General features: G+C 59.0%; 23 protein-coding genes. 21 read left to right on the top strand and 2 right to left on the bottom strand.

Annotated elements, in window-relative coordinates:
* Positions 1-23: 23 nt before the first annotated feature.
* Positions 24-1,367: an extracellular solute-binding protein gene (locus AB4Z23_RS15960; protein ID WP_112959745.1), complete on the bottom strand. Its 1,344-nt coding sequence runs from the start codon at positions 1,365-1,367 to the stop codon at positions 24-26.
* A 260-nt stretch (positions 1,368-1,627) separates the two neighbouring features.
* Positions 1,628-2,101 carry a VOC family protein gene (locus AB4Z23_RS15955; RefSeq protein WP_112959744.1) on the bottom strand — a complete coding sequence of 158 codons (474 nt, stop codon included), beginning with the start codon at positions 2,099-2,101 and terminating at the stop codon, positions 1,628-1,630.
* A gap of 445 nt (positions 2,102-2,546) precedes the next feature.
* Here AB4Z23_RS15955 and AB4Z23_RS15950 point away from each other — a divergent pair, with 445 nt between their 5' ends.
* The 21 genes from AB4Z23_RS15950 (at position 2,547) to AB4Z23_RS15850 (ending at position 24,570) form a co-directional block, all read left to right on the top strand.
* On the top strand, positions 2,547-4,331 hold the full coding sequence (locus tag AB4Z23_RS15950; RefSeq protein WP_112959743.1) for a methyl-accepting chemotaxis protein: 1,785 nt from the start codon (positions 2,547-2,549) through the stop codon (positions 4,329-4,331).
* A 196-nt stretch (positions 4,332-4,527) separates the two neighbouring features.
* A complete protein-coding gene (locus tag AB4Z23_RS15945; RefSeq protein WP_441360344.1) occupies positions 4,528-5,421 on the top strand; it encodes a transglycosylase SLT domain-containing protein in 894 nt (297 codons plus the stop codon).
* Between the two features lie 147 nt (positions 5,422-5,568).
* Positions 5,569-5,982 carry a hypothetical protein gene (locus AB4Z23_RS15940; RefSeq protein WP_112200858.1) on the top strand — a complete coding sequence of 138 codons (414 nt, stop codon included), beginning with the start codon at positions 5,569-5,571 and terminating at the stop codon, positions 5,980-5,982.
* 109 nt (positions 5,983-6,091) lie between these two features.
* Positions 6,092-7,966, top strand: a complete 1,875-nt coding sequence (locus AB4Z23_RS15935; protein WP_441360343.1) for a sigma-54-dependent Fis family transcriptional regulator — start codon at positions 6,092-6,094, stop codon at positions 7,964-7,966.
* Between the two features lie 176 nt (positions 7,967-8,142).
* The gene (locus AB4Z23_RS15930; RefSeq protein ID WP_035199305.1) at positions 8,143-9,216 is read left to right on the top strand and encodes a 2,3-butanediol dehydrogenase; all 1,074 of its coding nucleotides are present in this window, start codon (positions 8,143-8,145) and stop codon (positions 9,214-9,216) included.
* A 66-nt stretch (positions 9,217-9,282) separates the two neighbouring features.
* The gene (locus AB4Z23_RS15925) at positions 9,283-11,082 is read left to right on the top strand and encodes an NAD(P)/FAD-dependent oxidoreductase (RefSeq protein WP_003517801.1); all 1,800 of its coding nucleotides are present in this window, start codon (positions 9,283-9,285) and stop codon (positions 11,080-11,082) included.
* A gap of 187 nt (positions 11,083-11,269) precedes the next feature.
* Positions 11,270-12,250 (top strand): 3'-5' exonuclease, encoded by a 981-nt coding sequence (locus AB4Z23_RS15920; RefSeq protein WP_013761373.1) that lies wholly within the window; start codon positions 11,270-11,272, stop codon positions 12,248-12,250.
* Between the two features lie 166 nt (positions 12,251-12,416).
* Entirely contained in the window at positions 12,417-13,169 is a 753-nt protein-coding gene (locus tag AB4Z23_RS15915; protein WP_003517798.1) for a GntR family transcriptional regulator, read from the top strand.
* Positions 13,166-13,951, top strand: coding sequence for a transporter substrate-binding domain-containing protein (locus AB4Z23_RS15910; protein ID WP_060642688.1), 786 nt, complete (start codon positions 13,166-13,168; stop codon positions 13,949-13,951). The genes AB4Z23_RS15915 and AB4Z23_RS15910 overlap by 4 nt, the downstream gene beginning before the upstream one ends.
* 72 nt (positions 13,952-14,023) lie before the next feature.
* Positions 14,024-14,695, top strand: coding sequence for an amino acid ABC transporter permease (locus tag AB4Z23_RS15905; RefSeq protein WP_003517793.1), 672 nt, complete (start codon positions 14,024-14,026; stop codon positions 14,693-14,695).
* Positions 14,692-15,351: an amino acid ABC transporter permease gene (locus AB4Z23_RS15900; protein WP_019566432.1), complete on the top strand. Its 660-nt coding sequence runs from the start codon at positions 14,692-14,694 to the stop codon at positions 15,349-15,351. Before AB4Z23_RS15905 ends, AB4Z23_RS15900 begins: the two co-directional genes overlap by 4 nt.
* On the top strand, positions 15,329-16,054 hold the full coding sequence (locus AB4Z23_RS15895) for an amino acid ABC transporter ATP-binding protein (RefSeq protein WP_019566431.1): 726 nt from the start codon (positions 15,329-15,331) through the stop codon (positions 16,052-16,054). The genes AB4Z23_RS15900 and AB4Z23_RS15895 overlap by 23 nt, the downstream gene beginning before the upstream one ends.
* 313 nt (positions 16,055-16,367) lie before the next feature.
* Positions 16,368-17,453, top strand: coding sequence for an ABC transporter ATP-binding protein (locus tag AB4Z23_RS15890; protein WP_035199302.1), 1,086 nt, complete (start codon positions 16,368-16,370; stop codon positions 17,451-17,453).
* Between the two features lie 30 nt (positions 17,454-17,483).
* Positions 17,484-18,773, top strand: coding sequence for an ABC transporter substrate-binding protein (locus tag AB4Z23_RS15885; protein ID WP_003517786.1), 1,290 nt, complete (start codon positions 17,484-17,486; stop codon positions 18,771-18,773).
* Between the two features lie 75 nt (positions 18,774-18,848).
* Entirely contained in the window at positions 18,849-19,760 is a 912-nt protein-coding gene (locus AB4Z23_RS15880; RefSeq protein ID WP_019566429.1) for an ABC transporter permease, read from the top strand.
* A 3-nt stretch (positions 19,761-19,763) separates the two neighbouring features.
* Entirely contained in the window at positions 19,764-20,579 is an 816-nt protein-coding gene (locus AB4Z23_RS15875; protein WP_003517782.1) for an ABC transporter permease, read from the top strand.
* Between the two features lie 14 nt (positions 20,580-20,593).
* The gene (locus tag AB4Z23_RS15870; RefSeq protein WP_035199300.1) at positions 20,594-21,352 is read left to right on the top strand and encodes an aspartate/glutamate racemase family protein; all 759 of its coding nucleotides are present in this window, start codon (positions 20,594-20,596) and stop codon (positions 21,350-21,352) included.
* A gap of 198 nt (positions 21,353-21,550) precedes the next feature.
* Positions 21,551-22,096 (top strand): RNA polymerase sigma factor, encoded by a 546-nt coding sequence (locus AB4Z23_RS15865; RefSeq protein ID WP_035199299.1) that lies wholly within the window; start codon positions 21,551-21,553, stop codon positions 22,094-22,096.
* A 20-nt stretch (positions 22,097-22,116) separates the two neighbouring features.
* Positions 22,117-22,530: a hypothetical protein gene (locus AB4Z23_RS15860; protein ID WP_236735840.1), complete on the top strand. Its 414-nt coding sequence runs from the start codon at positions 22,117-22,119 to the stop codon at positions 22,528-22,530.
* Positions 22,527-22,976, top strand: coding sequence for a periplasmic heavy metal sensor (locus AB4Z23_RS15855; RefSeq protein WP_035199298.1), 450 nt, complete (start codon positions 22,527-22,529; stop codon positions 22,974-22,976). The genes AB4Z23_RS15860 and AB4Z23_RS15855 overlap by 4 nt, the downstream gene beginning before the upstream one ends.
* Positions 22,977-23,019: 43 nt before the next feature.
* Positions 23,020-24,570, top strand: coding sequence for a DUF1800 domain-containing protein (locus AB4Z23_RS15850; protein WP_112959741.1), 1,551 nt, complete (start codon positions 23,020-23,022; stop codon positions 24,568-24,570).
* Positions 24,571-24,572: the final 2 nt, after the last annotated feature.

Here is a 24,572-nt window from a genome sequence, read left to right as displayed (position 1 = left end):
CAAACCCAGGCGAAAAGGACCGCTTAGTTCAGCTTGGCGCCGGCATAGGTCTTTTCGAAGCGGCGCAGGCCGGCATTCGAGCGCTCGACAGCCTTGTCGAGTTCGGTCTGAATATCGGCGTTCTGCATGAAGATGGCTTCGAGCGAGGTCGAGACTTCCTTGCGGATCTGCGTGAAGCCGCCGAGGCGGATGCCGCGGGTATATTCGGAAGGCGGCGTAAACGTGAGGCTTTCGATTGCCTTTTCACGGCCCTTGTAGGGCGCCTTGTCGTAGAAGCCGTTGGCCTTCATGGCGTCGAAGCCGGTCTTGGTGACCGGGATGTAGCCGGTAACGGTCGACCACCACTCAACCATATCAGGCTGCGCGATGAAGTTTAGGAATGCGGCCGCACCCTTGTATTCAGCTTCCGGACGACCAGCCATGACCCAGAGCGAAGCGCCGCCAACCAGCGAGTTGTGGCGCTCGGTGCCCTTCCAGATCGGCAGCATGGCGACGTCCCACTTCACGCCCTCAGGCATGGTCTTGCCGACGGTGCCATGGCCGGCAATCGAGGACATGAACATCTGGCAGGTCTGCGAGGTGAAAGCGGGCAGGATATCCATGCCGAGCTGCTTGGTCTTGACGACGAACAGCTTCTCGTCCTGCATCTTCTTGAAGAATTTGACCTGATCAACGAACTTCGTCTTGTTGATCGTCAGTTCGGCGTCGAGGCCCTGATAACCGTTGCCCTTGGTGGCGATTGGCTGGTTGTGGATGGCAGAGAACTGTTCCATCAGCATCCAGGTGTCGAAATTAAAGGCCAGCGGGCATTCGAAACCGGCCGTCTTGAGCTTCCGGGCGGCTTCTTCAACCTGTTCCCATGTGTCGGGCTTGAAGGTGATGCCGGCATTTTCGAAAGCGGTGACATTGTAATAGAAGACCGCAGTGGAGGAGTTGTAGGGGAAGGAGTTCAGCTCGCCGTCAGCCGTTGCATAATAATTGGCAATGCCGGGGAAATAGTTGTTCCAGTCGATCTTGTAGCCGTTGTCGGCCATCAGCTTCTTGGCGGGAACGAAAGCCTTGGACAACATCATGTCCAGCGTGCCGGCATCGTAGATCTGGGTAATGGCGGGCTGCTTCTTGGCGCGGTAGGCGGCAATGGTGTTCTGCAGCGTGGCGTCGTAGTCGTTCTGCGACGTGCAGACGATTTCGAATTCAGCCTGGGAGTCGTTGAACTTCTTGCAGGTTTCCTGAACGCGGTCGCCGAGATCGCCGGAAAGGCCGTGCCAGAATTCGAATTTGGTCTTTTCTGCGTGGGCAGCCGTGGCGCCGAAGGCGGCGGCAATGGCAACGCCTGCCACGAAAGAGGTCAGAGCGGAAGATTTCATAAGTTGAGCCCCGTTGATGGAGTAATGGCATGACCGGCGAGGACGTCACGTCCCCAACACGAAGCCACGGGCTCTGCTAGCAGCCGTCTTTGACGGATCGCTTACACTTTGTTGAACGTTTTGTGATGAGTGAAGGTACAGGCACGCATAGGCGTCCAGGGAAAATCAGATAAACGGGTTTTATCTGATTTTCCGTTGTTTTTCAGTTCTTTACTTGAAATGTCTTTCTTCGCTACTTGTCGCTGAATGATCTGTTAGCATCAACCCCGACGTGCCGCCTCGATGGTGGCGACGTCGATTTTCTTCATATCCATCATTGCCGCGAAGGCACGTTTGGCCTCGGCGCCACCGGCGGACATTGCTTCCATCAGCACCCGCGGGGTGATCTGCCAGGAGATGCCCCATTGGTCCTTGCACCAGCCGCAGGCACTTTCTTCTCCGCCGTTACCGACGATGGCATTCCAGTATCGGTCCGTCTCTTCCTGATCTTCAGTCGAAATCTGGAACGAGAAAGCCTCGGTGTGCTTGAATGTCGGGCCACCGTTGAGGCCGATACAGGAGACGCCTGCCACCGTGAATTCCACCATCAGCACGTCCCCCTCCTTGCCGGAGGGGTAATCGCCCGGCGCCCGATAGACGGAATTGACGGTGCTGTCGGGAAAGGTCTCGGCATAAAATCTGGCTGCGGCCTCGGCATCCCTATCGTACCAGATGCAGATCATGTTCTTCTTCACGGCGTGTTCCTCCCAAAAGAAAGCCCCATTCGGTAAACAATGTCGCCATGCGCCGATCGTTCCGAAAGGAGGCGGGAAGGTGCAATTTTGCAAAGGAATAAAGGTTGTGCGTCATGACGGTGCCGGCGCGATGATCAAACACGACGCGCATGGATATTTAAATCCAGCGCCTCACCCTTCGGCGATAGGCATCATATGCCGGGCCCAGCCGCGCCCGTTCTGAAGAATAAATATGAAACAATGTCTCTTTGTAACGTGAAGCGCGTGCTTGACCTAATATGCAGATTTTTGCGGCAGGAAGACGCGTATTGCCCAAATTTCGCCCGTACCATCAACTCGCGTGATCAACGTCAAGATTATCCTTAAATATTATTTAATAATGCAATCATATTGTTGGCGAACGATTTTCAGTAGAAACTGTCCAGCTGCCATCGGAGGATCGCGCGTGAGTTTTCTTGATCGTGGTGCCAATGCTTTCGCGGTTCTTGCCGCGCTCTCCAAATCTCAAGCCATCATCGAATTTGATATGGCCGGAAAGATTCTCGCCGCCAACGAGAATTTCTGTCGTGCGCTCGGTTACGAGCTGGCGGAAATAGTCGGCAGACATCACAGCTTGTTCGTTGAACCTGAAGTCGTGTCATCGCAGGACTACAAGGCCTTCTGGTCAAAGCTTTCGGCCGGCCAGTTCGATCAGCGGCAGTACAAGCGCATTGGCAAGGGTGGCAGGGAAGTCTGGATCGAGGCCTCCTATAATCCGGTGTATCGTCGCGGCAAGCCGGTCAAAGTGGTCAAGATCGCCACTGATATTACCGAGCGCAAGCTGAAGGCGGCGGAAGATGCGGGCAAGATCGACGCCCTGTCGCGGGCGCAGGCCATCATCGAGTTCTCTCCGAACGGCGAGGTCCTGACGGCCAACGAGAATTTTCTGGCGGCGCTCGGCTATTCGCTCGCCGAGGTGCAGGGAAGGCATCATTCGATGTTCTGCGAACCCGCCTACACACAGTCCCCGCAATATGCGCAATTCTGGAAAAGGCTTGCCGGCGGCGATCTGGTGGCGGATGAATTCATGCGGCTTGGCAAGGGCGGTCGCAAGGTTTTCATTCAGGCCTCCTATAATCCGATCTTCGATTTGTCCGGCAAGGTGTTCAAAGTCGTCAAATTTGCCACCGACGTGACCGGACGTGTTGAAAATGTCGAAAAGCTCGCGCAGTCCCTGACCAATCTGGCTGACGGTGATCTTTCGCAGAGCATCGACAAACCCTTTATCCCCTCGCTTGAAAGATTGCGGTCCGACTTCAACGCAGCCTCGAAAAAGCTCAAGAAGGCCATGACGCTGGTCTCTGAAAATGCCGGCGCCATTTCTTCGGGGTCGAATGAAATAAGGTCCGCGGCCGACGATCTCGCCAGACGTACGGAACAGCAGGCCGCCTCTATCGAGGAGACGGCTGCAGCCCTCGAGGAAATCACCACCACCGTCAATGATTCAAGCCGCCGTGCGGAAGAGGCTGGAAAAATCGTCGGCCGTGCCCGCGACCACGCCGAACATTCAGGTCAGGTTGTGCGCGATGCGATCAGTGCCATGGACCAGATCGAAAAATCGTCGCGTGAGATTTCGAATATTATCGGCGTTATCGACGAGATTGCCTTTCAGACCAATCTGCTTGCGCTGAATGCAGGCGTGGAAGCTGCCCGCGCAGGCGAAGCAGGCAAGGGTTTTGCCGTGGTCGCGCAGGAAGTTCGCGAACTTGCGCAACGCTCGGCGACTGCCGCAAAGGAAATCAAGAGCCTGATCAACGCGTCTGGCACGCAGGTTGAAAACGGCGTTGGCCTTGTTACCAAAGCGGGCTCTGCCTTGCAGGAAATCGCGGAACAGGTGCGCGACATCAACACCAATGTCGTAGCGATCGTCGATGCCGCGCGCGAACAGTCGACCGCGCTCGCCGAGATAAATCAGGCAGTCAACACCGTTGACCAGGGAACGCAGCAGAATGCCGCGATGGTTGAGGAGCAGACGGCTGCCAGCCACAGCCTTGCACGGGAAGCGGCAGCGTTGTTTGAGCTTCTAGGGCAATTCCGGTTCGATGACGCATCGCACTCGACATCGTCGTCGCGGAGCGGCTTCGAGCAGCAGGCTACCTTTGCCACTCCGCGTCGCCCGGCATCCCGCCCGCTTGCGGTGCGCGGTTCCGCTGCAGTCGCCGTCGAACATGAGGATTGGCAGGACTTCTAAGCACACAAGATGGCCTTGCCGACGCGGAAATGCGACCTTTATTCTGGACGCATGGAAGCCTCGGCAAGGCCCAAACCGAAGCTTCCATTGAAGAAGAGCCCTAGGTCTGGGCATATCTTGCAGAATGCCTGATAATCGGCGTATCGGGCGTGGGATTTGCGGGGAGTTTTGCTTGGCGGTGATATCGACACGCTGCGTGAGTCTTGCTCTGTGGTTGCTGGCGCTTGCCAGTGGCACGACCGGGGCCGAGGAGAAGGTCGATGGCAAAGTCTCCTGCGCCTACACCCATGATGTCGCGCCGGAATTGTGCATCCGTGTCGAAAGCTACAATAACGACCTGTGTCACGCCATCGAGGTTCTGGCCGGGCGCCACGCCGTTCCGCCGGATTATTTCGCCCGGCTCATCTGGCGGGAAAGCCTGTTCCGGGCCAATGCGGTCAGCCCGAAGGGCGCGGAAGGCATAGCACAGTTCATGCCTGGAACCGCAAAGCTGCGTGGTCTCAAAGACAGCTTCAACATAATCGCCGCACTCGAGGCCTCTTCCCGGTATCTGTCCGAGTTGAATAAGCAGTTTGGCAATTTCGGTCTCGCCGCCGCAGCTTATAATGCGGGCGAGGGGGGATTGCGGAATTTTATCGCGACCGGTCGGCTGCCGACGGAAACCCGGGATTATGTGTTTGCGATAACGGGATATCCGGTTGAGAAATGGAAGGACAACCCGCCGGAAAAGGCGGCCCCGGCATTGGATGAGACCCGCTCTTTCATCGATGCCTGTCTGCGTCTGGCCGATACGCGAACGATGAACGATCCTGTCCTCATCTCGTCGGCCGACTGGGCGCCCTGGGGCGTGCAGCTTGCCGCGCATTATAATCCGGCGGTGGCGAACCGGCTTTTTACCCGCGCCATTGGCCAACTATCCGGGCCGCTTAATGCCGAGCGGGCTTTGATCGTGCGGCAGCGAGGCGGCAATTTCGGTTCGCGCCCGCGTTATGCCGCCCGCATCGGCCGCGATACACGCGCCCAGGCCAACGAGCTTTGCGGCGAAATCCGCCAGGCCGGCATTCCCTGCACCGTGTTCCGCAACAGATGAGAACACCTGTATGACCCTGTCGATCATAACAAGTTGATCAGCATCTGGGTCGCACCTCCTTTCAGAGCAAAATTATCGAGCCTAGATTGCAACGCTGACGACGGAACGTGTCGGCTGATGGTATTCTGTGAGGGAAGAAAACTGAAAATGAGATGGCTTGAAGCGGGATGTCTGGTCGGCGTGCTGGCCGCCATTTCTGGGTGCGCCACGACCGGGCAGACGGACGCATCGCAAACGGTGGCGAGCCTCGTGGGCCAGCCCCTGGATGCGGCTATCGCCAGACTCGGCCGTCCTAACAAGGTGATCATCGAAAAGGGCGCGACGGAATCCTATTGGCTGAAGGTGGACGTTGAGACCTATGCCGGCCTCTCCAACAAGCGGGAAATCCGCACCTTGAACGGGCAGGTGCGGATATCGGAAACGGAAGGCATGAAGATCAAGGAGCATCGCCGCGACTGCATCATCAAGATCACCGCGGATCCCGCTTCCACCATCAAGACCAGCGAAATCATCGGCAATCCGGCCAATTGCGAGAACATTATCAATCGCCCAAACACCTGAGGCGGTCGCATTCGAGACTGTTGCATCGCTTCGAACGACCGAACCACCGTAAGAGGTGGATTGTGGGCGATCTCCTAATATGCGACCATCCGTGCCGGAGGATGCGTGCATGGTATCGACGCTGTCGCATATACGAGAGATCGAACGTGTCGGCATGGGCGCGGTCAGCCCCCGTGATACGCCGGTCATCCAGTCCTGGCTGCGCTGCCTCAATGACTACAAGCTCGACCCAACGATTGCGCAGGAAGCCTATATCGTGCCCGAGCTGAAGCTTCGGGAGCATCGCGAGCAGGCCGAGGAGCTCATCCGTATCGGCCGCTCCGGTCTCGAAGCCCTGTTCAACCAGATTGCCGAGCAGAATTACGTCCTGCTGCTGTCGGATGCGCGCGGCGTTACCGTCGATTTCATGGGCGACCCGACCTTCGACAACCAGTTGCGGAGGGCGGGGCTTTACCTTGGCTCGGAATGGTCGGAAAACCGGGCCGGCACCTGCGCTGTTGGCGCCTGCCTCGTTTCCGGCGAGCCGGTGATCATCCATCAGGATGACCATTTCGATACCAGCCATATCGGGCTGACCTGCACTGCGGCGCCCGTCTTCGATACGCTCGGCGATCTCACCGCCGTGCTCGACATTTCCCAGCTGCGCTCGCCGACGGCCAAGGCCAGCCAGCAACTGGCGCTGCATCTCGTTGCCTCCACCGCGCGGCGCATCGAGCTTGCCAATCTCATGACCCGCACCCGCAATGACTGGGTGTTGCGTCTTGCACGTTCACCTGAGTTTCTTGACGTCGATCCCGATGCGGCGATCGCCCTTGATGGCAGCGGACGTATCACCGGCATGACCCATGGTGGCTTCGGGGCGCTGGCGCGCTCCATGAACATGCACGGCCTTGCCACCCGCGATTTTCTCGGCCAGCCGATTTCCTCGGTCTTCGATATCGATGTGGACGACCTGCCGCGCTTTATGCGCGGGCGGCCGAATGGCGAGCGGCTTTTGCGCGCCCGCAACGGTCTGGTGCTTTTTGCCAGCGCGATCGCGCCCGCCGTCAGCATTCGCGCTCCTGTCACGCCAGAGCCACGCTTGCCGCGAGCGCTGAGGGACATGAGCAACGGCGATCCCGCGATGGAAAAGGTGCAGGCGCGGGCAGCAAAGCTTGCCGCCCGCGATATTCCCATCCTCATTCAGGGTGAGACGGGCAGCGGCAAGGAATATCTGGCACGGGCGATCCATGACAGCTGCAACAGCGACGGCAATTTCGTCGCCGTCAATTGTGCGGCGATCCCGGAGCATCTGATCGAATCCGAATTGTTCGGTTACACACCCGGTGCCTTCACCGGCGCCAGCCAGAAGGGCAAGCGCGGTCTCATCGAGGAGGCAAGTGGCGGCACTTTGTTCCTGGATGAGATTGGCGACATGCCGCGTTCTCTTCAAAGCCGCCTGCTGCGCGTGCTTTCGGAAAACGAGGTGCAGCCGGTTGGCGCATTGAAAGCCAAGCCGGTGCGTCTGAGAGTACTGTCCGCATCGCACCGCGATCTTGCCGAGCTGGTGAAGGAAGGCCGTTTCCGGCAGGACCTCTATTATCGCCTGAACGCCGCAACGGTGACGCTGCCGGCGCTGCGGGAGCGCGAGGATCTCGGCTGGCTGATCGATCAGTTTCTCCGCCGCATCGAGAAGGAAAACGGCGAGACCTACAGGATCGATAAGGCGGCACGGGCAATTCTGCTTGACCATGACTGGCCAGGCAATCTGCGCGAACTCTTCAATGCACTGCGGGTTGCAGCCGCGCTTTCCGATGGCGGCAAGATCGATCCGGGTTGCCTGCCTGAACACCTCTTTGCCGAAGTCGCGACCGATGATGCTTTGCGCGATGACGACGATCTGCGCCGGGCGCTGAAGGACTGCGGCAACAACGTCTCGGCGCTGGCGCGAAGCCTCGGCGTCAACCGCTCCACCATTCACCGCCGTCTCAAACGCCTGAATTGACTGCGGCCGAACCGGTGCGACCATTGCAACACCTGTTGCACGGAACCTGTTGCATTCTGCCGGCGAGCCTCAGAGCTGAATTTGTAACCAATTGAAAATACGTCAAGATATGGCGCAAGCCAATCTGGCATGCCGCTTGCTGATCCTTCTGTGCAAGAACTACAGGAGGAAATGCAATGAAAGCACTGCGCTTTCACGCCGCCAAGGACCTACGCATCGAGGATGTGGATATGCCGCCCGAGCCCGGTCCGGGTGAGGTGCTCGTCGAAAACAAGTTCTGCGGCATCTGCGGCACGGACCTGCACGAATATGCCTATGGCCCGATCTTCGTGCCGAAGGAGCCGCATCCTTTCACCGGCGCGCACGGGCCGCAAATTCTCGGTCATGAATTCGGCGGTGTCGTCAAGGCCGTAGGCGAGGGCGTTAGCCATGTAAAGCCCGGCGACCGGGTATCGATCCAGCCGCTCATCATGCCGCGCCATGGCGACTATTATGCTGATCGCGGTCTTTATCACCTGAGTAAAAATCTCGCTCTCGCCGGTCTGTCCTGGCATTCCGGCGGCATGGCGCAGGCCGCTCTTCTCAACGACTATAACGTACAGCCGATACCCGATGCGCTTTCCGATCAGGAAGCGGCCCTCATCGAGCCGACGGCAGTCGCGGTTTATGCCTGCGACCGTGGCGGTGTCACGGCCGGCAGCAGCGTGCTTGTGACCGGTGCCGGGCCGATCGGCATTCTCGTCGCCATGGCGGCCAGGGCGGCCGGTGCCTCGCAGATATTTCTTTCCGATCTCAACGACACGCGTCTGGCGCTGGCGCGGGCGGCGCTTGGCGAGGTGCGCACGATCAATCCCAAGACGGAAAAGGTGGGCGATGTCATCCGTGCCGAGACCGAAGGCAATGTTGGCTGCGATGTTGCCATCGAATGCGTCGGCAATGAATATGCGCTGAAGAACTGCGCCGATGCCGTGCGCAAGCAGGGCGTTGTGGTGCAGACCGGCCTCCACCCCGGCGAAAACCCGCTGAACTGGTTCGACGTGACTTTCAAGGACATCGATATCCGCGGCTCCTGGGCCTATCCGACTCACTACTGGCCGCGTGTTGCCCGGCTGATTGCCAGCGGCCAGATCCCGGCGAGCCGGATCGTTACCAAAAACGTTTCACTCAGCGAGGCGGTCACGGAAGGGTTCGACCAGCTGCTCGACCCGGCCGGCAAGCATCTGAAGATCCTGATCGACCTGTCGCGATAGGCCGATTTGAAGTGCGGGGCGGTTGAGGAGCCGTCCCGTTTCCACATTGAGCAGGAGGAGGAATACATGCTCGACAAGACCCCCACCACCCGCCTTCAGGCGCTTCTCGATACGTTCGGGGCAGCACTCGAAGCTGGCCGCATCGATGATGCCGTTAATCTGTTTGCCGAGGATTGCTACTGGCGCGACCTCGTTGCCTTTACCTGGAACATCAAGACCGTTGAAGGTCGCGATCAGGTGCGCGACATGCTGCAGGCGCAGCTTTCGACGGCCAGACCCACAAACTGGCGCATCGCTACCGGCGAGGAGGCAACGGAGGCGGATGGTGTGCTTGAAAGCTGGATCACCTTCGAGACGGCGACAGGGCGCGGCTACGGCCTCGTGCGCTTCAGGAACGGGCAGATATGGACGCTGCTGACGGCGCTTTCCGAACTGAAGGGCCATGAGGAAAAATCGGGCTTCACCCGCCCGCTCGGCGCAAGGCACGGCCAGAACCTTGGTGCCAAAACCTGGATGGAGGAGCGCGAGGAGGAAGCGCGCACGCTCGGTTATGACAAGCAGCCCTATACCGTCATCATCGGCGGTGGGCAGGGCGGCATCGCGCTCGGTGCCCGGTTGCGCCAGCTCGGCGTGCCGACGATCATACTCGAAAAGAACGAGCGGCCGGGTGATAGCTGGCGCAAGCGCTACAAGTCGCTCTGCCTGCATGACCCGGTCTGGTACGACCATCTGCCTTACATCGATTTTCCGAAGAACTGGCCGGTCTTTGCTCCCAAGGACAAGATCGGCGACTGGCTCGAATTCTACACGAAGGTGATGGAACTGAACTACTGGACCCGCTCCACTGCCAAATCCGCCAAGTGGGACGAGGCGGCGAAGGAATGGTCGATCGTCGTCGATCGCGATGGCGAGGAAGTCGTGCTCCGGCCAAAGCAACTGGTCTTTGCCACCGGCATGTCGGGCAAGGCCAATATTCCGGATTTCAAGGGGCGCGAGCGCTTCAACGGCGATCAGCACCATTCCTCGCAGCATCCGGGGCCGGATGGGTACAAGGGCAAGAAGGTCGCAGTGATCGGTTCCAACAATTCGGCCCATGATATCTGCGCCGCACTCCACGAAGCGGGTGTCGATGTGACCATGATCCAGCGCTCGACGACCCATATCGTCAAATCCGATACGCTGATGGATATAGGGCTCGGTGCGCTCTATTCCGAACAGGCGTTGGCGAATGGGGTGACGACGGCGAAGGCCGATCTCATCTTCGCGTCGCTGCCCTACCGGATCATGCATGAGTTCCAGATCCCGCTTTACGACAAGATGCGGGAGCGCGACGCCGATTTTTACGCCGCACTGGAAAAAGCCGGGTTCCAGCTAGACTGGGGTGCGGATGGCTCGGGCCTCTTCATGAAGTACCTGCGGCGCGGCTCCGGTTATTATATTGATATCGGCGCCTCGCAGCTGATCATCGATGGCAAGGTGAAGCTTGCCGCCGGTCAGGTGGACGAGATCACCGAAAATTCGATCAAGCTCGCTGACGGCAAGGAGATCCCTGCTGACGTCATTGTCTATGCGACGGGATATGGTTCGATGAATGGCTGGGTCGCTGATCTCATCGATCAGGAAACGGCAGACAGGGTCGGCAAGGTCTGGGGTCTCGGTTCGGATACGCCGAAAGACCCGGGGCCGTGGGAAGGCGAGCAGCGCAACATGTGGAAGCCGACGCAGCAGGAGGCGCTTTGGTTCCACGGCGGCAACCTGCACCAGTCGCGGCATTATTCGCAATATCTCGCGTTGCAGTTGAAAGCGCGCATGGAGGGGCTTCCTACACCTGTCTATGCATTGCAACCGGTTCACCACACACGCTGACCACGGGTATTTCGATCGATAACGGTAATGCAGAAAGGGGGCGGAACATTCCGCCCCCTTTCTGAATCCGATGCAGGCAATGCCCCCGGTTTCTGTGGATCACGGCAACCGCTGTTGTTAGTGTGAGCCTCTGCGCATATGTTGGAAAACTCAATATCGATTTCCGGCCAAAGCGGACAGAAGAACAATGACCTCCCAGTTGGATTTTTTCGCTTCCGCGACGGCGCGGCTTCCTCAGGCTGAGCGCGGGCGAAAAGCGGGTGGTCGTGAAACGACGCTGAAATCGGTTCCTGATGATGAGGCCTTGGTCGGATATCTCGAATCCACAGGCAATTACCGCGTCCTGCGCAAGTTGCAGCCGCGCGCGATATGCGAGCAGCCGCGACCGGGGTTTCCACGTCAGGGCGTGATCCTCGACACCGAGACCACGGGCCTCAACCACCGAACTGACGAGATCATCGAAATCGGCGTCATTACCTTCACATTCGACGATCAGGGCACGATCGGCGATGTCACCGGGGTCTATGGCGGTCTGCGACAGCCGGGCACTTCCATTCCGGAAGAAATCACGCGCCTGACGGGTATCACCGATGAAATGGTTGCCGGACAGACGATAGACATCGACCGGCTGACCTCCCTGGTTGAAGGTGCTGATCTGATCATTGCCCACAATGCCGGCTTCGATCGTCCGTTTTGCGAGGCCTTCTCGCCGATCTTCCGCAATAAGGCCTGGGCCTGCTCCGTCTCTGAGGTTGACTGGAGTGGTCGGGGTTTTGAGGGCAGCAAGCTCGCCTACCTCATCGGGCAATCCGGCTATTTCCATGACGGCCACCGAGCAGTCGACGATTGTTTCGCTCTGCTGGAGGTGCTGGAACAGGTACGCGCCGGCCAAAGCGGGACGCCCTTCATGGAACTCCATGAAGCCAGCCAGCACTCCCGGGTTCGCATTTACGCGGAGAACAGCCCGTTCGACATGAAGGATCATCTGAAAAAGCGGGGCTATCGCTGGTCTGATGGTTCCGATGGCCGGCCGAAATCCTGGTGGGTGGAACTGGCGGAGGAAAAGCTCGAAGAAGAGCTGCATTTCCTCCGAACCGAAATTTACCGCTGGGACGCCGATCCCACGGTCAAGTATCTGACGGCATTCGACCGGTTCAAAGCCGGCTAGAAAGAAACCGCGACGGCCATACCGTCAAGTTTGCACAGCTCTGCGTTTTTTTTGATGTTTGTCGATTTTCTTGCTCAAAATTTGAGCGAGTAGGCGCGAGCTTTTTCGCGGCATTTTGATTTTAAAACAATATCTGTTCTGGCACGGGCCTTGCTTTCAGTCTTGTATGCAAGATTTACATACCAAGCAGGACCGTCAGATAAACATCGAAGAAGCCATCGTTTCCGGCATTCTTTCGGCGCGCATCCGGCCGGGCACGCGGCTCAGCGAAAATCAGCTGGCTGGACTCTTCTCCGTTTCACGTACGCGGGTACGGGAGGCGATGATGCGGCTGGAAACACGTGGCATCGTCCATGTCAGCGCGCGGCGAGGGTGGTTCGTCGTCGAGCCCTCCGCCGAGGAGGCGATGACCATCTATGAGGCGCGGCGGATTATCGAATCCGGATTGCTTCGCAGCATGCGGATGCTGTCGGAGGAGGGGCGCAAGGTCCTCGTCGCACATCTTGAGGAAGAGAAAGTCGCAATAGCCGCAGGTGACCGCCAGCGCCTTACCTGCCTCATGGGCGATTTTCATATCCGCATCGCCGAGCTTTGCGGCAATGCCGTGCTCATCGAGCTGCTACGCGATCTGACCGCCCGGACAATTCTGATCTCCATGCTCTACCAGTCGGAGTTTCATGCCCTCCAGTCCCATGAGGGGCATTGCCGTATCTTCGACGCGATGGCTGCGGGCGATTTCGTGAGAGCGGCGGAGCTTTCCATCGAGCATCTGGACGAGGTGGAAACCGGCCTCGACCTCACTCGACGCCCCGATCCTCTCGCCGGCCTTCGCCGGTCGCTCGCCCTACCGGAAATGAATGGCGGCGATCCGGATAAAATTCACATGCAACACAATCAACACAAGGAGAATGACATATGATCTTCAGACGGACCCTCATCGCTGCCGCCGCCATGGCTGCCGCCTTTGGTCTTTCCGCGCCCGCCAAGGCGGATGCCCTTGCCGACATCACCGCACGCGGCACGCTGCGTGTGGCCGTACCGCAGGATTTCCCGCCCTTCGGCAGCGTTGCTGCTGATATGACCCCGCAGGGCTATGACATCGACATGGCCAAGATGATCGCCGACAAGCTGGGCGTGAAGGTGGAACTCGTCCCGGTCACCAGTGCCAACCGTGTTCCCTATCTCCAGACCAACAAGGTCGATCTCGTTATCTCCAGCCTCGGCAAGAATGCAGATCGTGAAAAAGTTATTGATTTCTCTGATGCTTACGCGCCTTTCTTCAACGGCGTTTTCGGCCCGGCCGACGTCGCGATCTCCAAGGCCGAAGACCTTAAGGGCAAGACCATCGCCGTCACGCGCGGTGCCGTCGAGGATCTGGAACTGACGAAGGTCGCGCCTTCGGACGCCACCATCAAGCGTTACGAGGACAATAACGGCACCATCTCTGCCTTCCTTTCGGGCCAGGTGGAAGTTGTCGCGACAGGCAACGTGGTTGCAGCCGCCATCCTCGCCAAGAACCCCCCGAAGCGTCCGGAATTGAAGTTCCTCATCAAGAACTCTCCCTGCTACATCGGCCTCAACAAGAACGAGCCGGCCTTACTGGAAAAGGTCAACGCCACCGTAGCTGCAGCCAAGGCCGACGGCTCGCTGAATGCGATCGCCACCAAGTGGCTTGGCCAGGATCTGCCGAAAGACCTTTGATCATCGTTTGCCATGGTCATCCCGGATCCGCCGGGATGACGCCTTTCTCCACCGGCGCAAGGGGACTGTTTCTTGAGCTATCAATTTGATTTCCTGTGGCTTGGCGAATATTGGCCACAAATTGCCAAAGGCATCGCCATTACCAGCCAACTCACGCTGGTCGGCGGCGTGGTCGGCGTTTCACTTGGCATCGCCTGCGCCTGGGCCCGGGCGCTCGGACCTTCATGGTTGAAGCCCATCGTCGGCACCTATGTGGAGCTCATCCGCAATACGCCTTTTCTGATCCAGTTGTTTTTCATCTTCTTTGGCCTGCCTTCACTTGGTTTCAAGCTTACAGAGCTGACCGCGGCAAATCTGGCGATGATCGTCAATCTGGGCGCCTATAGTTGCGAGATCATCCGCGCCGGTATTCAGGCGACGCCGAAGGGCCAGTTCGAGGCGGGCGCGAGCCTTGCCATGACGCGCTTCGAAACGTTTCGCCATGTGGTGCTCACACCCTCGCTGCAACGCATCTGGCCGGCGCTTTCTTCGCAAGTGGTGATCGTCATGCTCGGCTCGGCCGTCGTTTCGCAGATTGCGGTGGAAGACCTGACCTTTGCGGCGAACTTCATCCAGTCGCGCACGTTCCGCGCCTTCGAAGCCTACATCCTGTCAACTGTCATCTACCTGCTGCTCGCCATCCTGTTGCGGCAGGGCATGCTGGCGCTCGGCAGCTTTCTTTTCCCGAGGAGGGCGGCACGATGACTGAATTCACCTTTTGGGACATTCTGCGCAACCTGCTGCTCTCCACCCGCTGGACGCTGTTGCTATCGCTCGTTTCCTTCATCGGCGGGGGTATGGTGGGCATCGTGCTTTTGTGGTTGCGCATCAGTCCGCGCCGGGCTTTGAACCGTGCTGCCCGCATCTATATCGAAGTCTTTCAGGGCACCCCGCTGCTTATGCAGCTTTTCATCGCTTTTTTCGGCCTAGGTCTCCTCGGGGTTGATGTTCCGGCCTGGCTTGCGGCTGGCGTGGCGCTTATCCTCTGGACCGCTGCCTTCCTTGCGGAAATCTGGCGCGGCTGCGTTGAGGCGATTGCGAAGGGCCAGTGGGAGGCGTCCGCCAGCCTTGCCATGGGCCGCCTGCAACAGATGCGTTACGTCATCCTGCCGCAGGCGCTGAAGATTGCCATTCCGCCAACGGTCGGTTTTTCCGTGCAGGTCGTCAAGGGCACAGCACTCACCTCCATCATCGGTTTCGTTGAACTGTCCAAGGCCGGCACGATCGTCACCAATGCCACCTTCCAGCCCTTCACCGTCTATGGGCTGGTTGCTCTCATCTATTTCGCCCTCTGCTGGCCGCTGTCGAAATCCAGCCAGTTCCTAGAAAGGAAGCTCAATGTCGCTCATCGAAATCACTGAAGTCCACAAGAGCTTTGGCGACAATGAGGTGCTGAAGGGCATAAATCTGGATGTCGAACCCGGCGAGGTGATCGCCATCATCGGCAAAAGCGGCTCTGGAAAATCGACGCTGCTTCGCTGCATCAACGGACTGGAGACGATCAGCGCCGGCTCGATCCAGGTGGCAGGTGCGCAGTTGCTGGACGATGAGCTGCATCTGAAGGCATTGCGGCTGAAGGTCGGCATGATCTTCCAGCAATTCAACCTCTTTCCGCATCTGACGGCCGGCGGCAATGTCATGCTTTCGCAGATGGTGGTGAAAAAGGTCACCAAGCCGGAGGCCGAGGTGACGGCGCGCAGGATGCTGGAGCGTGTCGGGCTGGCGCACAAGTTCGATGCCTATCCGGATGAACTGTCCGGCGGCCAGCAGCAGCGCGTGGCGATTGCCCGCGCCCTTGCCATGCAGCCTATCGCCCTTCTCTGTGACGAGATTACCTCGGCGCTCGACCCTGAACTCGTGTCTGAGGTGCTGGCCGTCGTGCGCGAACTGGCAAAGGAAGGCATGACGCTGCTGATGGTGACGCATGAAATGAAGTTTGCCCGCGACGTCTGCTCGCGCGTTGTTTTTATGCATCAGGGCCGCGTGCACGAGATCGGCCCGCCGGAAGATGTTTTTGCCAATCCCCAGACGCCGGAACTCAAGCAGTTCCTTGGCATGATCTAAGCACAGTACCGACGCACGCGACCGGAGCGGTGCGTGCGTCGGCAGTAGCCTTTGTGTTGTGTTTGCCGGGAAAATGTCCGCTATTCCAGTGGTGTCAGCCAGTTCGTTCCGATGGCGCTCTTTTCCCGATTTCATGTTCCCCTGTCGGTCGCTCGGATCGCATACAATTTCCGCACCAAATCGAAAACAATCGATGGAAATTTGAGCAGACCGATGGCGGGACTGGTGGACACATCGAAATTCCCGTTTTATATCAATGGCAAAGCCGATTGGCACGGCTCCTGCATGACAAAGACGTCGCAGGAGAGTGTTCATGAGCAAAGCCGCAGCAATCGACATCGCTTCCGTTTCCAAGATTTATGGCAACACCACCGCGGTGCATGCCATAAGCCTCAAGATACCGGCAGGAAGTTACTGCTGCCTGCTTGGTCCTTCGGGCTGCGGCAAGACCTCGACACTGCGAATGATCGCCGGCCACGAAAGCATTTCAAGCGGCGATGTCAGGCTTGGTAATGTGGTCGTCACCGATCTGCCGCCCGCCAAACGCGGCACGGCAATGATGTTCCAGTCCTATGCGCTGTTTCCGCATCTTGATCTCGTCGACAACGTTGCCTTCAGCCTCAAAATGAAGGGGGTGGACAAGGAAGCGCGCCGCGCCAAGGCGCTGGAGATGCTGCGGCTGATGCAGCTCGAACCCTATGCCACCCGGCGCCCGGCCCAGCTTTCCGGCGGGCAGCAGCAGCGTGTGGCGTTGGCTCGCGCGCTTATCACCGACCCCGAGGCGTTGCTGCTAGATGAGCCGCTTTCAGCACTCGATCCTTTCCTCAAGATCCGTATGCGGGCCGAGCTGAAGAAGCTGCAAACCGCGCTCGGCATCACCTTTGTTCACGTCACACACAGTCAGGAAGAGGCAATGGCGCTGGCCGACGTCATCGTCGTCATGAATGATGGCCGCATCGAGCAGGCAGCGACGCCGCGCGAGCTGTTTGAGCGCCCGGCCACCGCTTTCGTCGCCCGCTTCATGGGCGATCACAATGTCATTTCCGGCCGGTTCAAGGAAAAGAACGGCGATCTCGTCACGCTGGAGGTTGCGGGCGGCGGCACCTTCACGGCAGGCGGCGTTGCCCCGGATGACGGCGCGGTCGATATCGCCGTTCGTACCGACCGTGTGCGCGTCGGCGAGGCGGATCGACCCGGTTTCGGTTTTACCGGCATCGTCTCGAATGTCGAGTATCGCGGTGCAAGCGTGAAGATCGCCGTGACCGGCGCGGGCATTGAGGATTTCAACGCCATCCTCAGCGACGTCGCCTTCTTCGAAAAGCCGGTAAAGACCGGCGACGCCATACCGCTTTCATGGAATGCGGCCGATGCCATCGTGCTCGGCCGGGTAGAGAAGTGACCCCAAAAATAACCAGAGGAGAACTTTGAAATGACCGACAACTCCAACAGCAACAAGGGCCTGTCCCGCCGTGGCCTTCTAAAGGCAGGTGCCGCCGCAACAGGCGCGGCCATCGGCTCCGGCCTTGTCACCGGTTTCCCGACCATATGGGCGCAGAACCCGATCACGATCCGCCAGTTCGGCACGGGTGTTTCGAACCTCAATGCGATTGCCGAAAAGTGCAAGGCTGATCTCGGTATCACACTGGAGATGACGGCGACGGATTCGGATGCGGCCGCGCAGCGCGCCGTGACCCAGCCGAACTCCTACGATATCGCCGATATCGAATACTGGATCCTGAAGAAGGTCTACCCGGCGGGTGTCATTCAGCCGATGGAAATCAAGAAGCTGAAATATTACGACAAGATCGTTCCGCTGTTTAAAAACGGCAAGCTGACGCCCGATAGCGTCGTGGCCCAGGGTACCGCCCCGCACACGGTCGGTTTCGTCGAAAAGCCCGGCGACAAGAAGTTTGCGAAAAGCGAAACCGATTATTTCACCATGGTTCCGACCATCTACAATGCCGATACGCTCGGCATTCGCCCCGATCTCGTCGGCCGCGATATCACCAGCTGGGCCGATATCATGGACCCCAAGTTCAAGGGCAAGGCCTCTATCCTCAACATCCCCTCCATCGGCATCATGGATGCGGCGATGATCATGGAAGCCATGGGCAACATCAAATATGCCGACAAGGGCAACATGACGAAGGAGGAGATCGACAAGACCATCGACTTCCTCATCAAGGCCAAGAAGGACGGCCAGTTCCGCGCTTTCTGGAAGAGCTTCGATGAAAGCGTCAACCTCATGGCGTCGGGTGAAGTCGTGATCCAGTCCATGTGGTCGCCCGCCGTCGCCGCCGTTCGCTCCAAGGGCATCGCCTGCAAATACCAGCCGCTCAAGGAAGGCTATCGCTCATGGGGCGGCGGCCTTGGCCTTGCCAAGCACCTCTCCGGTGCCAAGCTGGATGCGGCCTATGAGTATATCAACTGGTACACCTCCGGCTGGGTCGGCGCCTACCTCAACCGTCAGGGCTATTACTCCGCCGCCATGGATACGGCCAAGGAACATATGTCGGCCGACGAGTGGGGTTACTGGGTCGAAGGCAAGCCCGCGCAGGGCGATATCATCGCGCCTGATGGCAAGGTCATGGAAAAGGCCGGAGCAGTGCGCGACGGCGGTTCGTTCCAGGAGCGAATGGGCAAGGTCGCCTGCTGGAACTCCGTCATGGACGAGGACCGCTACATGGTTCGTCGCTGGAACGAGTTCATCGCGGCTTGATCTTCTCACCTTTCGCAGACATGAGGCCGCGCCGACGCGGCCTCTCTTTCACAGGCAGCCAGCAGGAGAAAAGCCTTGGTGACAGTCAGATTCATCGGCGTGAGCGAAAAAAAGGACAAGCCGTCCCGCAGCTTCGCCCTGCCGCAGAAGCTTGTGTCCTATATTCAGGCCACACCGCTTTTCCTGATCCTCGGCTTTTTCCTGCTTTTACCGATCGTCATGATCGCCGTCGTCAGTTTCTGGGATTATGATTTTGCCCAGATGTATCCGGGTTTCGTGACCTTCAACTATACCGAGACGCTTGGTTCCTGGGTCACGTGGCAAACATATATCAACACGCTGAAATTCGCCGCCATCGTCTGGGCGATCACGCTGTTCTGCGGTTTCTGGGTCGCTTATTTCCTCGCTTTTCATATCCGCACTACCACCATGCAGATGGTTCTGTTCCTCGTCTGCACCGTGCCTTTCCTGACGTCGAACATCATCCGCATGATTTCCTGGATTCCCGTTCTCGGGCGCAACGGGCTGGTCAACAGCGCGCTGGTCAGCGCCGGCATCGTACCTGCGCCAATCGAATGGCTGCTCTATTCGGATTTTGCCGTGGTGCTGGCCATGGTGCATCTTTATACGCTTTTCATGGTCACACCCATCTTCAACACGCTGATGCGCATCGACAAATCGCTGATCGAAGCGGCGCGCGATGCCGGGGCGACTGGCTGGCAGACCCTCTGGAACGTTATCATTCCGCTTGCCAAACCCGGCATGGCGATCGGCAGCATCTTTGTCGTGACGCTTGTCATGGCCGATTTCTCCACGGTTCAGGTGATGTCCGGTGGGCAGAGCGCGTCGGTGGCACTGATGATGAAGAACCAGATGTCGCTGCTGCAATATCCCGCGGCGGCCGCAAATGCCGTCATCCTGCTCATCCTCGTTCTTCTGATGGTCGCGGGCATCCTGCGCATCGTCGATATCCGCAAGGAGCTGTGACCCATGCATTCGGAAAAACGCGGCCGTGAATTCTATGTCCTCGCCTTCTTTTTTCTGCTCTTCGTGCTGTTCCTCTACGGCCCGCTGTCGGCGATCCTCATCCTTGCCTTTCAGGGGCCGAATGGCGGACTGACCTTTCCACTCAACGGCGTTTCGCTGCACTGGTTCGGAAATCTTTTCGAACAGCAGGCGGTCGGCGATTTTGGCGGCTCGTTCCGCCGTTCCTTCGGGCTTGGCGTCATGGTCATGGTCGTCACGGTGCTCGTCTCGCTTCTGGCGGGTCTCGCTTTCCGGCGCAAATTCATCGGCGCGACGCCGCTATTCTATCTTTCCGTCGCAAGCCTCGTGGTGCCATCGATCATCATATCACTCGGTATCGGCGTTCTTTTCCAACAGCTTGGGCTGGAACCTTCATGGTATACATCAGCATTTGGCGCGCACCTGACCTGGACGCTGCCATTCGGCGTGCTCATCATGCTGGCGGTTTTCAACCGTTTTTCTCCATCCTATGAAGAAGCCGCCCGCGATCTCGGGGCATCCGCCTGGCAGACGTTTGCCCATGTGGTGCTGCCGATGATTGCACCGAGCCTGATCGGCGTCGGCCTGTTCGGCTTTACGCTTTCCTATGACGAATTTGCCCGTACGCTGATGACGTCAGGCACCTACAACACCCTGCCGCTGGAAATCTACGGCATGACCACCAACGTCACGACGCCGGTGCTTTACGCGCTCGGAGCCGTCACGACCCTTTTCTCCTTCCTGGTTATTGCGGCCACGCTTGGCCTGATCGTCACTCTGAACCGTCGCCATTCGCGTTGATGAAAAAACAGAACATGCGCATCCTCGTCATTAATCCGAATACGACGCAATCCATGACAGCGACGATCGCCGACGCGGCGACGCGGGCGGCCAGCTGCGATACGGAAATCCTGGCAGTGACCTCTTCCATGGGGCCTGTCTCCATCGAAGGATATTACGATGAGGTTTTCGCGGTACCCGGCCTGCTGCTCGAGCTTGCCAAGGCGCCGACGCTTGGTGCCAGGGCAGCCGTCATCGCCTGTTTCGACGACACCGGGCTCGATGCGGCCCGCGCGCTCGCCGACATACCCGTAATTGGGATTTGCGAAGCGGCGGTTTCAGCCACGGCATTCATCGCGCAGAGGTTTACGATCGTTACGACGATGGAGCGTTCGCGGCTGCCGCTCGAACATCTCGTTCACCGTTATGGCATGTCTGCCCGCTGCAATGTGCGTGCCGCCGATATTCCCGTCCTGTCGCTGGAAGATCCGGCATCAAATGCCAGGGAGAGGCTGCGGGAGGAGATTTCACTGGCCCTGCGTCAAGATCGCGCCGAAGCGATCGTGCTTGGCTGCGCCGGTATGGCGGATCTGACCGCCGAGCTGCGCAGCGAATTCGGCGTGCCTGTTATCGATGGCGTCGCTGCGGCGGTGAAACAGGCGGAATCGCTGGTATCGATGGGGCTTTCGACCGCCAAGCGCGGCGCCTATGCCACGCCACTCGCCAAGCCCTATCGCGGATTGCTTGAAGCGTTCGGGCCGGACAGGCTTGCCGGGGTATCTGTGGATAGTTGAAACAGCCGTTCCAATGTGTTCGGACGGTGCCGCGGTCTGCCGTAAAGTGCACGCGAATATTTCCCAGAAATCGGCGACGGATTTTGCGCGGGTCTGCGTTAAAGTGGCAAGGTGCGGGACATCCTCACTGAAGCCGCCGTCATTCCGCATGGATTTCGCCCGTGTCCGACAGGACAGTACGGAGACAAACCCCGATACATGGTAAGCGATCCGGATGCAGATTTGGTGACGGATGTCGCTGCGGGAGATGTCCGCGCGATGCAGGCTCTGGTGACGGCCAAACTGCCGAGGATCATGGCGCTTGCCACGCGTATGCTGGGTGATCCGGCAGAGGCGGAAGACATCGCGCAGGAGACCTTCCTGCGCATATGGAAACATGCAGGCACGTGGCGGCAGGGGCGTGCGAAATTCGACACATGGATCCACCGGGTGGCGCTGAACCTCTGTTACGACCGGTTGCGAAAGCGCCGGGAAATATCGGTTGCTGAGCCGCCCGAACAGATTGACGGCAGTGTGCTGCCCGATGCCGCCCTGCCATATGATGGTGACGAGAGCGGTGCCGTGGCGCGCGCCTTGCAGGCCATACCCGCGCGACAAAGGGAGGCGATCGTTCTGGTCTATTATCAGGAGATGTCGAACCGCGAGGCGGCTGATGTCATGCATGTCAGTGTGGACGCACTGGAAAGCCTTCTGGCGCGTGGCCGCCGGGCACTCCATGCGATTTTGAATGAGGGCGACCAATGAACGGGGCGAAGAAGACGCTCATGGATAACAAGGTTTTTTCCGATCTTGTGGCGGCCTATGGTGCCGATCCACAACGCTGGCCGGAAGACCGGCGGCCGGAGGCCATGGCTTATGCGGAGACGGCAGACGGCAGGCGCCTGATTGCGCAGGCGGCGCCTCTCGATTTTACGCTGTCGGCATATCGTCTTCGCGACCCTTCGGCCATGCTCAACGCGAAGATCATGGCGCAGGCAAAGGCGCAGACCACCAGACGCAGATGGATCGTCCGGTACGGGCTGGGTGCGGGCATGATCGGCATCAGCCTTGCGGGTGCGCTGACGGGAGCGGTTGCCGTCATCAACCTCACGCCACCGCCCGCCCTGACATTGGGCGATACGTTGACCGCGTTCGGAAACCTGCAAACCGAAAACGAAATGACCGAGGAGACGAAATGAGCGATCAGAATTTCCGCTGGATAGTCGTTGTCCTTCTCGTCGCGAATACATTTTTTGTCTGCGCGCTTGCCGGTGCAGGGTTCGTTTATCTGCGGAACGACCCGGCCGCTGCCGCTGCCCGCATGCCGCTTGCGGGCGAACAATTGCCAAAGACCGAAAGGGAGGCCTTCCGGCGCAGCCTTAGCGATGCACGCAGGACCATGCGGGAAACCTCCGCCGAGGCGCGCCAGGCGCGTATCGAGGCGGCGTCCCTGATGGGGGCAGAAACGCTTGACCCGGAGGCATTGTCCGCAGCGCTCGAGCGTGCCCGCAAGGCGGAATATGAGGTCCGCGCCGCAACCGAGATGCAGGCCGTGGAGTTCGCCCGCACATTGTCGCTAGAGGCGCGGCGCCGGCTGGCGGAAGGCTTGCTCGCCCGTGAGGCGCCGAAACCGGCCACGAAATAATCACATTTCAACAGCGACGGATTTTGGCCCTGGCGCCCGTTGAATGGTCGATAACGAAACGGAGTTCGTATCGGCCATGTCAAATTCCAGGGAATTGGATGCAGCACTCTGTCTGTGGCGTTTCGGCCTCGGCGCGCGTGAAGGCGATATCCAGGCGATCAAAGACGACCCGCGCGATCTGTTGCGGCTGGAAATTACCGAACGCGCCACACCAATTCCTGTCGGCGCACAGCTTCATTCCAGCGCCGATCTTCTGATATCGCTGATGGCGTATAACAAGGAGATCAAGGCCGAGCGTGAAAAACCTGCTGTCCTTGCCGTCGCGGCCACCACCGGCGCCGCGGGTGCGACCGCAGGAGCCATGAGCCCACCATCGCCGGCAATGGCAACTGCCGCAAACGCTATGGACAATGCGGGCATGGTGCCGCCTGCCAGTGCTTCACAGGACAAGAAGCCGGACGCAACGGCCACCAAGCGCCCCTATTTTCCCCAGCAGATACTGCTTGCGGAGGCGGACGCCCGCTTCAACGGCACGATACGCCAGCCGCCGATCGGTTTTGGCGAGCGGTTGGCAATGTTCTGGGCCAATCACTTCGCGGTTGCCACCGGCAAGGGCGGTGATGTGCACATTCTCGCCGGCGCTTTCGAGCGTGAGGCGATCCGTCCGCATGTCTTTGGCAATTTCGAGGATATGCTGGTCGCAGTCGAGACCCATCCCGCCATGCTGTATTTTCTCGACAATCAGCAATCGATCGGACCGAATTCGCAGGCCAACAGGAATGGCAAGCGCGGACTCAACGAAAACCTCGCGCGCGAAATCATGGAACTGCATACGCTCGGGGTGGATGGCGGCTATAGTCAGGCCGACGTTACAGCACTTGCCCGCATCATCACCGGCTGGAGCGTCTATCGCGACGAGAAGCGTCCGGGCCCGCTTGGCCGATTTTCCTTTAACGCCAACAACCATGAACCCGGCGACCATGCCGTGATGGGCATCACCTATGGTGAAGCGGGGGTAGAGCAGGGGCGGCGGGCGCTGCGAGATCTCGCGCATCATCCAGCGACGGCCAGCCATCTCGCTTACAAGCTGGTACGGCATTTCGTTAGCGACCATCCACCACCGGAACTGGTGGCGAAACTTGCTGCCGCCTACACCAAGAGCCACGGCGATCTTTCCGCCACCTATATGGCGCTTATCGAGGCTGAACAGTCTTGGAGCCCGGCGCTGACCAAGCTCAGACCCCCGTTAGATTTCGTGACGACCGTCATCAGGGCGAGTGGAATAGTGCCAAAACCCGAGCAGGTAATTTCAGTGCTCAACGCATTGGGTCAGCCGCTGTGGAACCCCTCCGGCCCGAACGGTTTTGCCGATGTCACCGATAGCTGGGGTTCTTCCGAGGGGCTGGCGACGCGTATCGATGCCGCCAGTCTGTTCGCCCATCAGGTTGCGGGTTCAACCGATCCGCGCGACTTCGTCGCAGACCGGCTGGGGCCGCTTTTGTCCGAGGAGACGAAAAAGGCCGTGCAGCGGGCTGAGAGCAAACCGCAGGGACTGACGATTGCTTTCCTTTCCCCCGAATTCCAGAGGCGTTGACC

Origin of the sequence: Agrobacterium sp. MCAB5 (assembly GCF_052114365.1) — a bacterium.
Lineage (GTDB): Bacteria > Pseudomonadota > Alphaproteobacteria > Rhizobiales > Rhizobiaceae > Agrobacterium > Agrobacterium tumefaciens.
The sequence above is the reverse complement of the archived record's forward strand: the minus strand, read 5'-3'. Positions and strand labels throughout refer to the sequence as shown.

Bases quoted from the DNA above. Each gene is read 5' to 3' on its own strand.
- AB4Z23_RS15960 (WP_112959745.1), bottom strand. From the start codon at position 1,367: ATGAAATCTTCCGCTCTGACCTCTTTCGTGGCAGGCGTTGCCATTGCC.
- AB4Z23_RS15940 (WP_112200858.1), top strand. From the start codon at position 5,569: ATGAGATGGCTTGAAGCGGGATGTCTGGTCGGCGTGCTGGCCGCCATT.
- AB4Z23_RS15935 (WP_441360343.1), top strand. From the start codon at position 6,092: ATGGTATCGACGCTGTCGCATATACGAGAGATCGAACGTGTCGGCATG.
- AB4Z23_RS15930 (WP_035199305.1), top strand. From the start codon at position 8,143: ATGAAAGCACTGCGCTTTCACGCCGCCAAGGACCTACGCATCGAGGAT.
- AB4Z23_RS15925 (WP_003517801.1), top strand. From the start codon at position 9,283: ATGCTCGACAAGACCCCCACCACCCGCCTTCAGGCGCTTCTCGATACG.
- AB4Z23_RS15920 (WP_013761373.1), top strand. From the start codon at position 11,270: ATGACCTCCCAGTTGGATTTTTTCGCTTCCGCGACGGCGCGGCTTCCT.
- AB4Z23_RS15915 (WP_003517798.1), top strand. From the start codon at position 12,417: ATGCAAGATTTACATACCAAGCAGGACCGTCAGATAAACATCGAAGAA.
- AB4Z23_RS15910 (WP_060642688.1), top strand. From the start codon at position 13,166: ATGATCTTCAGACGGACCCTCATCGCTGCCGCCGCCATGGCTGCCGCC.
- AB4Z23_RS15900 (WP_019566432.1), top strand. From the start codon at position 14,692: ATGACTGAATTCACCTTTTGGGACATTCTGCGCAACCTGCTGCTCTCC.
- AB4Z23_RS15895 (WP_019566431.1), top strand. From the start codon at position 15,329: ATGTCGCTCATCGAAATCACTGAAGTCCACAAGAGCTTTGGCGACAAT.
- AB4Z23_RS15890 (WP_035199302.1), top strand. From the start codon at position 16,368: ATGAGCAAAGCCGCAGCAATCGACATCGCTTCCGTTTCCAAGATTTAT.
- AB4Z23_RS15885 (WP_003517786.1), top strand. From the start codon at position 17,484: ATGACCGACAACTCCAACAGCAACAAGGGCCTGTCCCGCCGTGGCCTT.
- AB4Z23_RS15875 (WP_003517782.1), top strand. From the start codon at position 19,764: ATGCATTCGGAAAAACGCGGCCGTGAATTCTATGTCCTCGCCTTCTTT.
- AB4Z23_RS15870 (WP_035199300.1), top strand. From the start codon at position 20,594: ATGCGCATCCTCGTCATTAATCCGAATACGACGCAATCCATGACAGCG.
- AB4Z23_RS15865 (WP_035199299.1), top strand. From the start codon at position 21,551: ATGGTAAGCGATCCGGATGCAGATTTGGTGACGGATGTCGCTGCGGGA.
- AB4Z23_RS15860 (WP_236735840.1), top strand. From the start codon at position 22,117: ATGGATAACAAGGTTTTTTCCGATCTTGTGGCGGCCTATGGTGCCGAT.
- AB4Z23_RS15855 (WP_035199298.1), top strand. From the start codon at position 22,527: ATGAGCGATCAGAATTTCCGCTGGATAGTCGTTGTCCTTCTCGTCGCG.
- AB4Z23_RS15850 (WP_112959741.1), top strand. From the start codon at position 23,020: ATGGTCGATAACGAAACGGAGTTCGTATCGGCCATGTCAAATTCCAGG.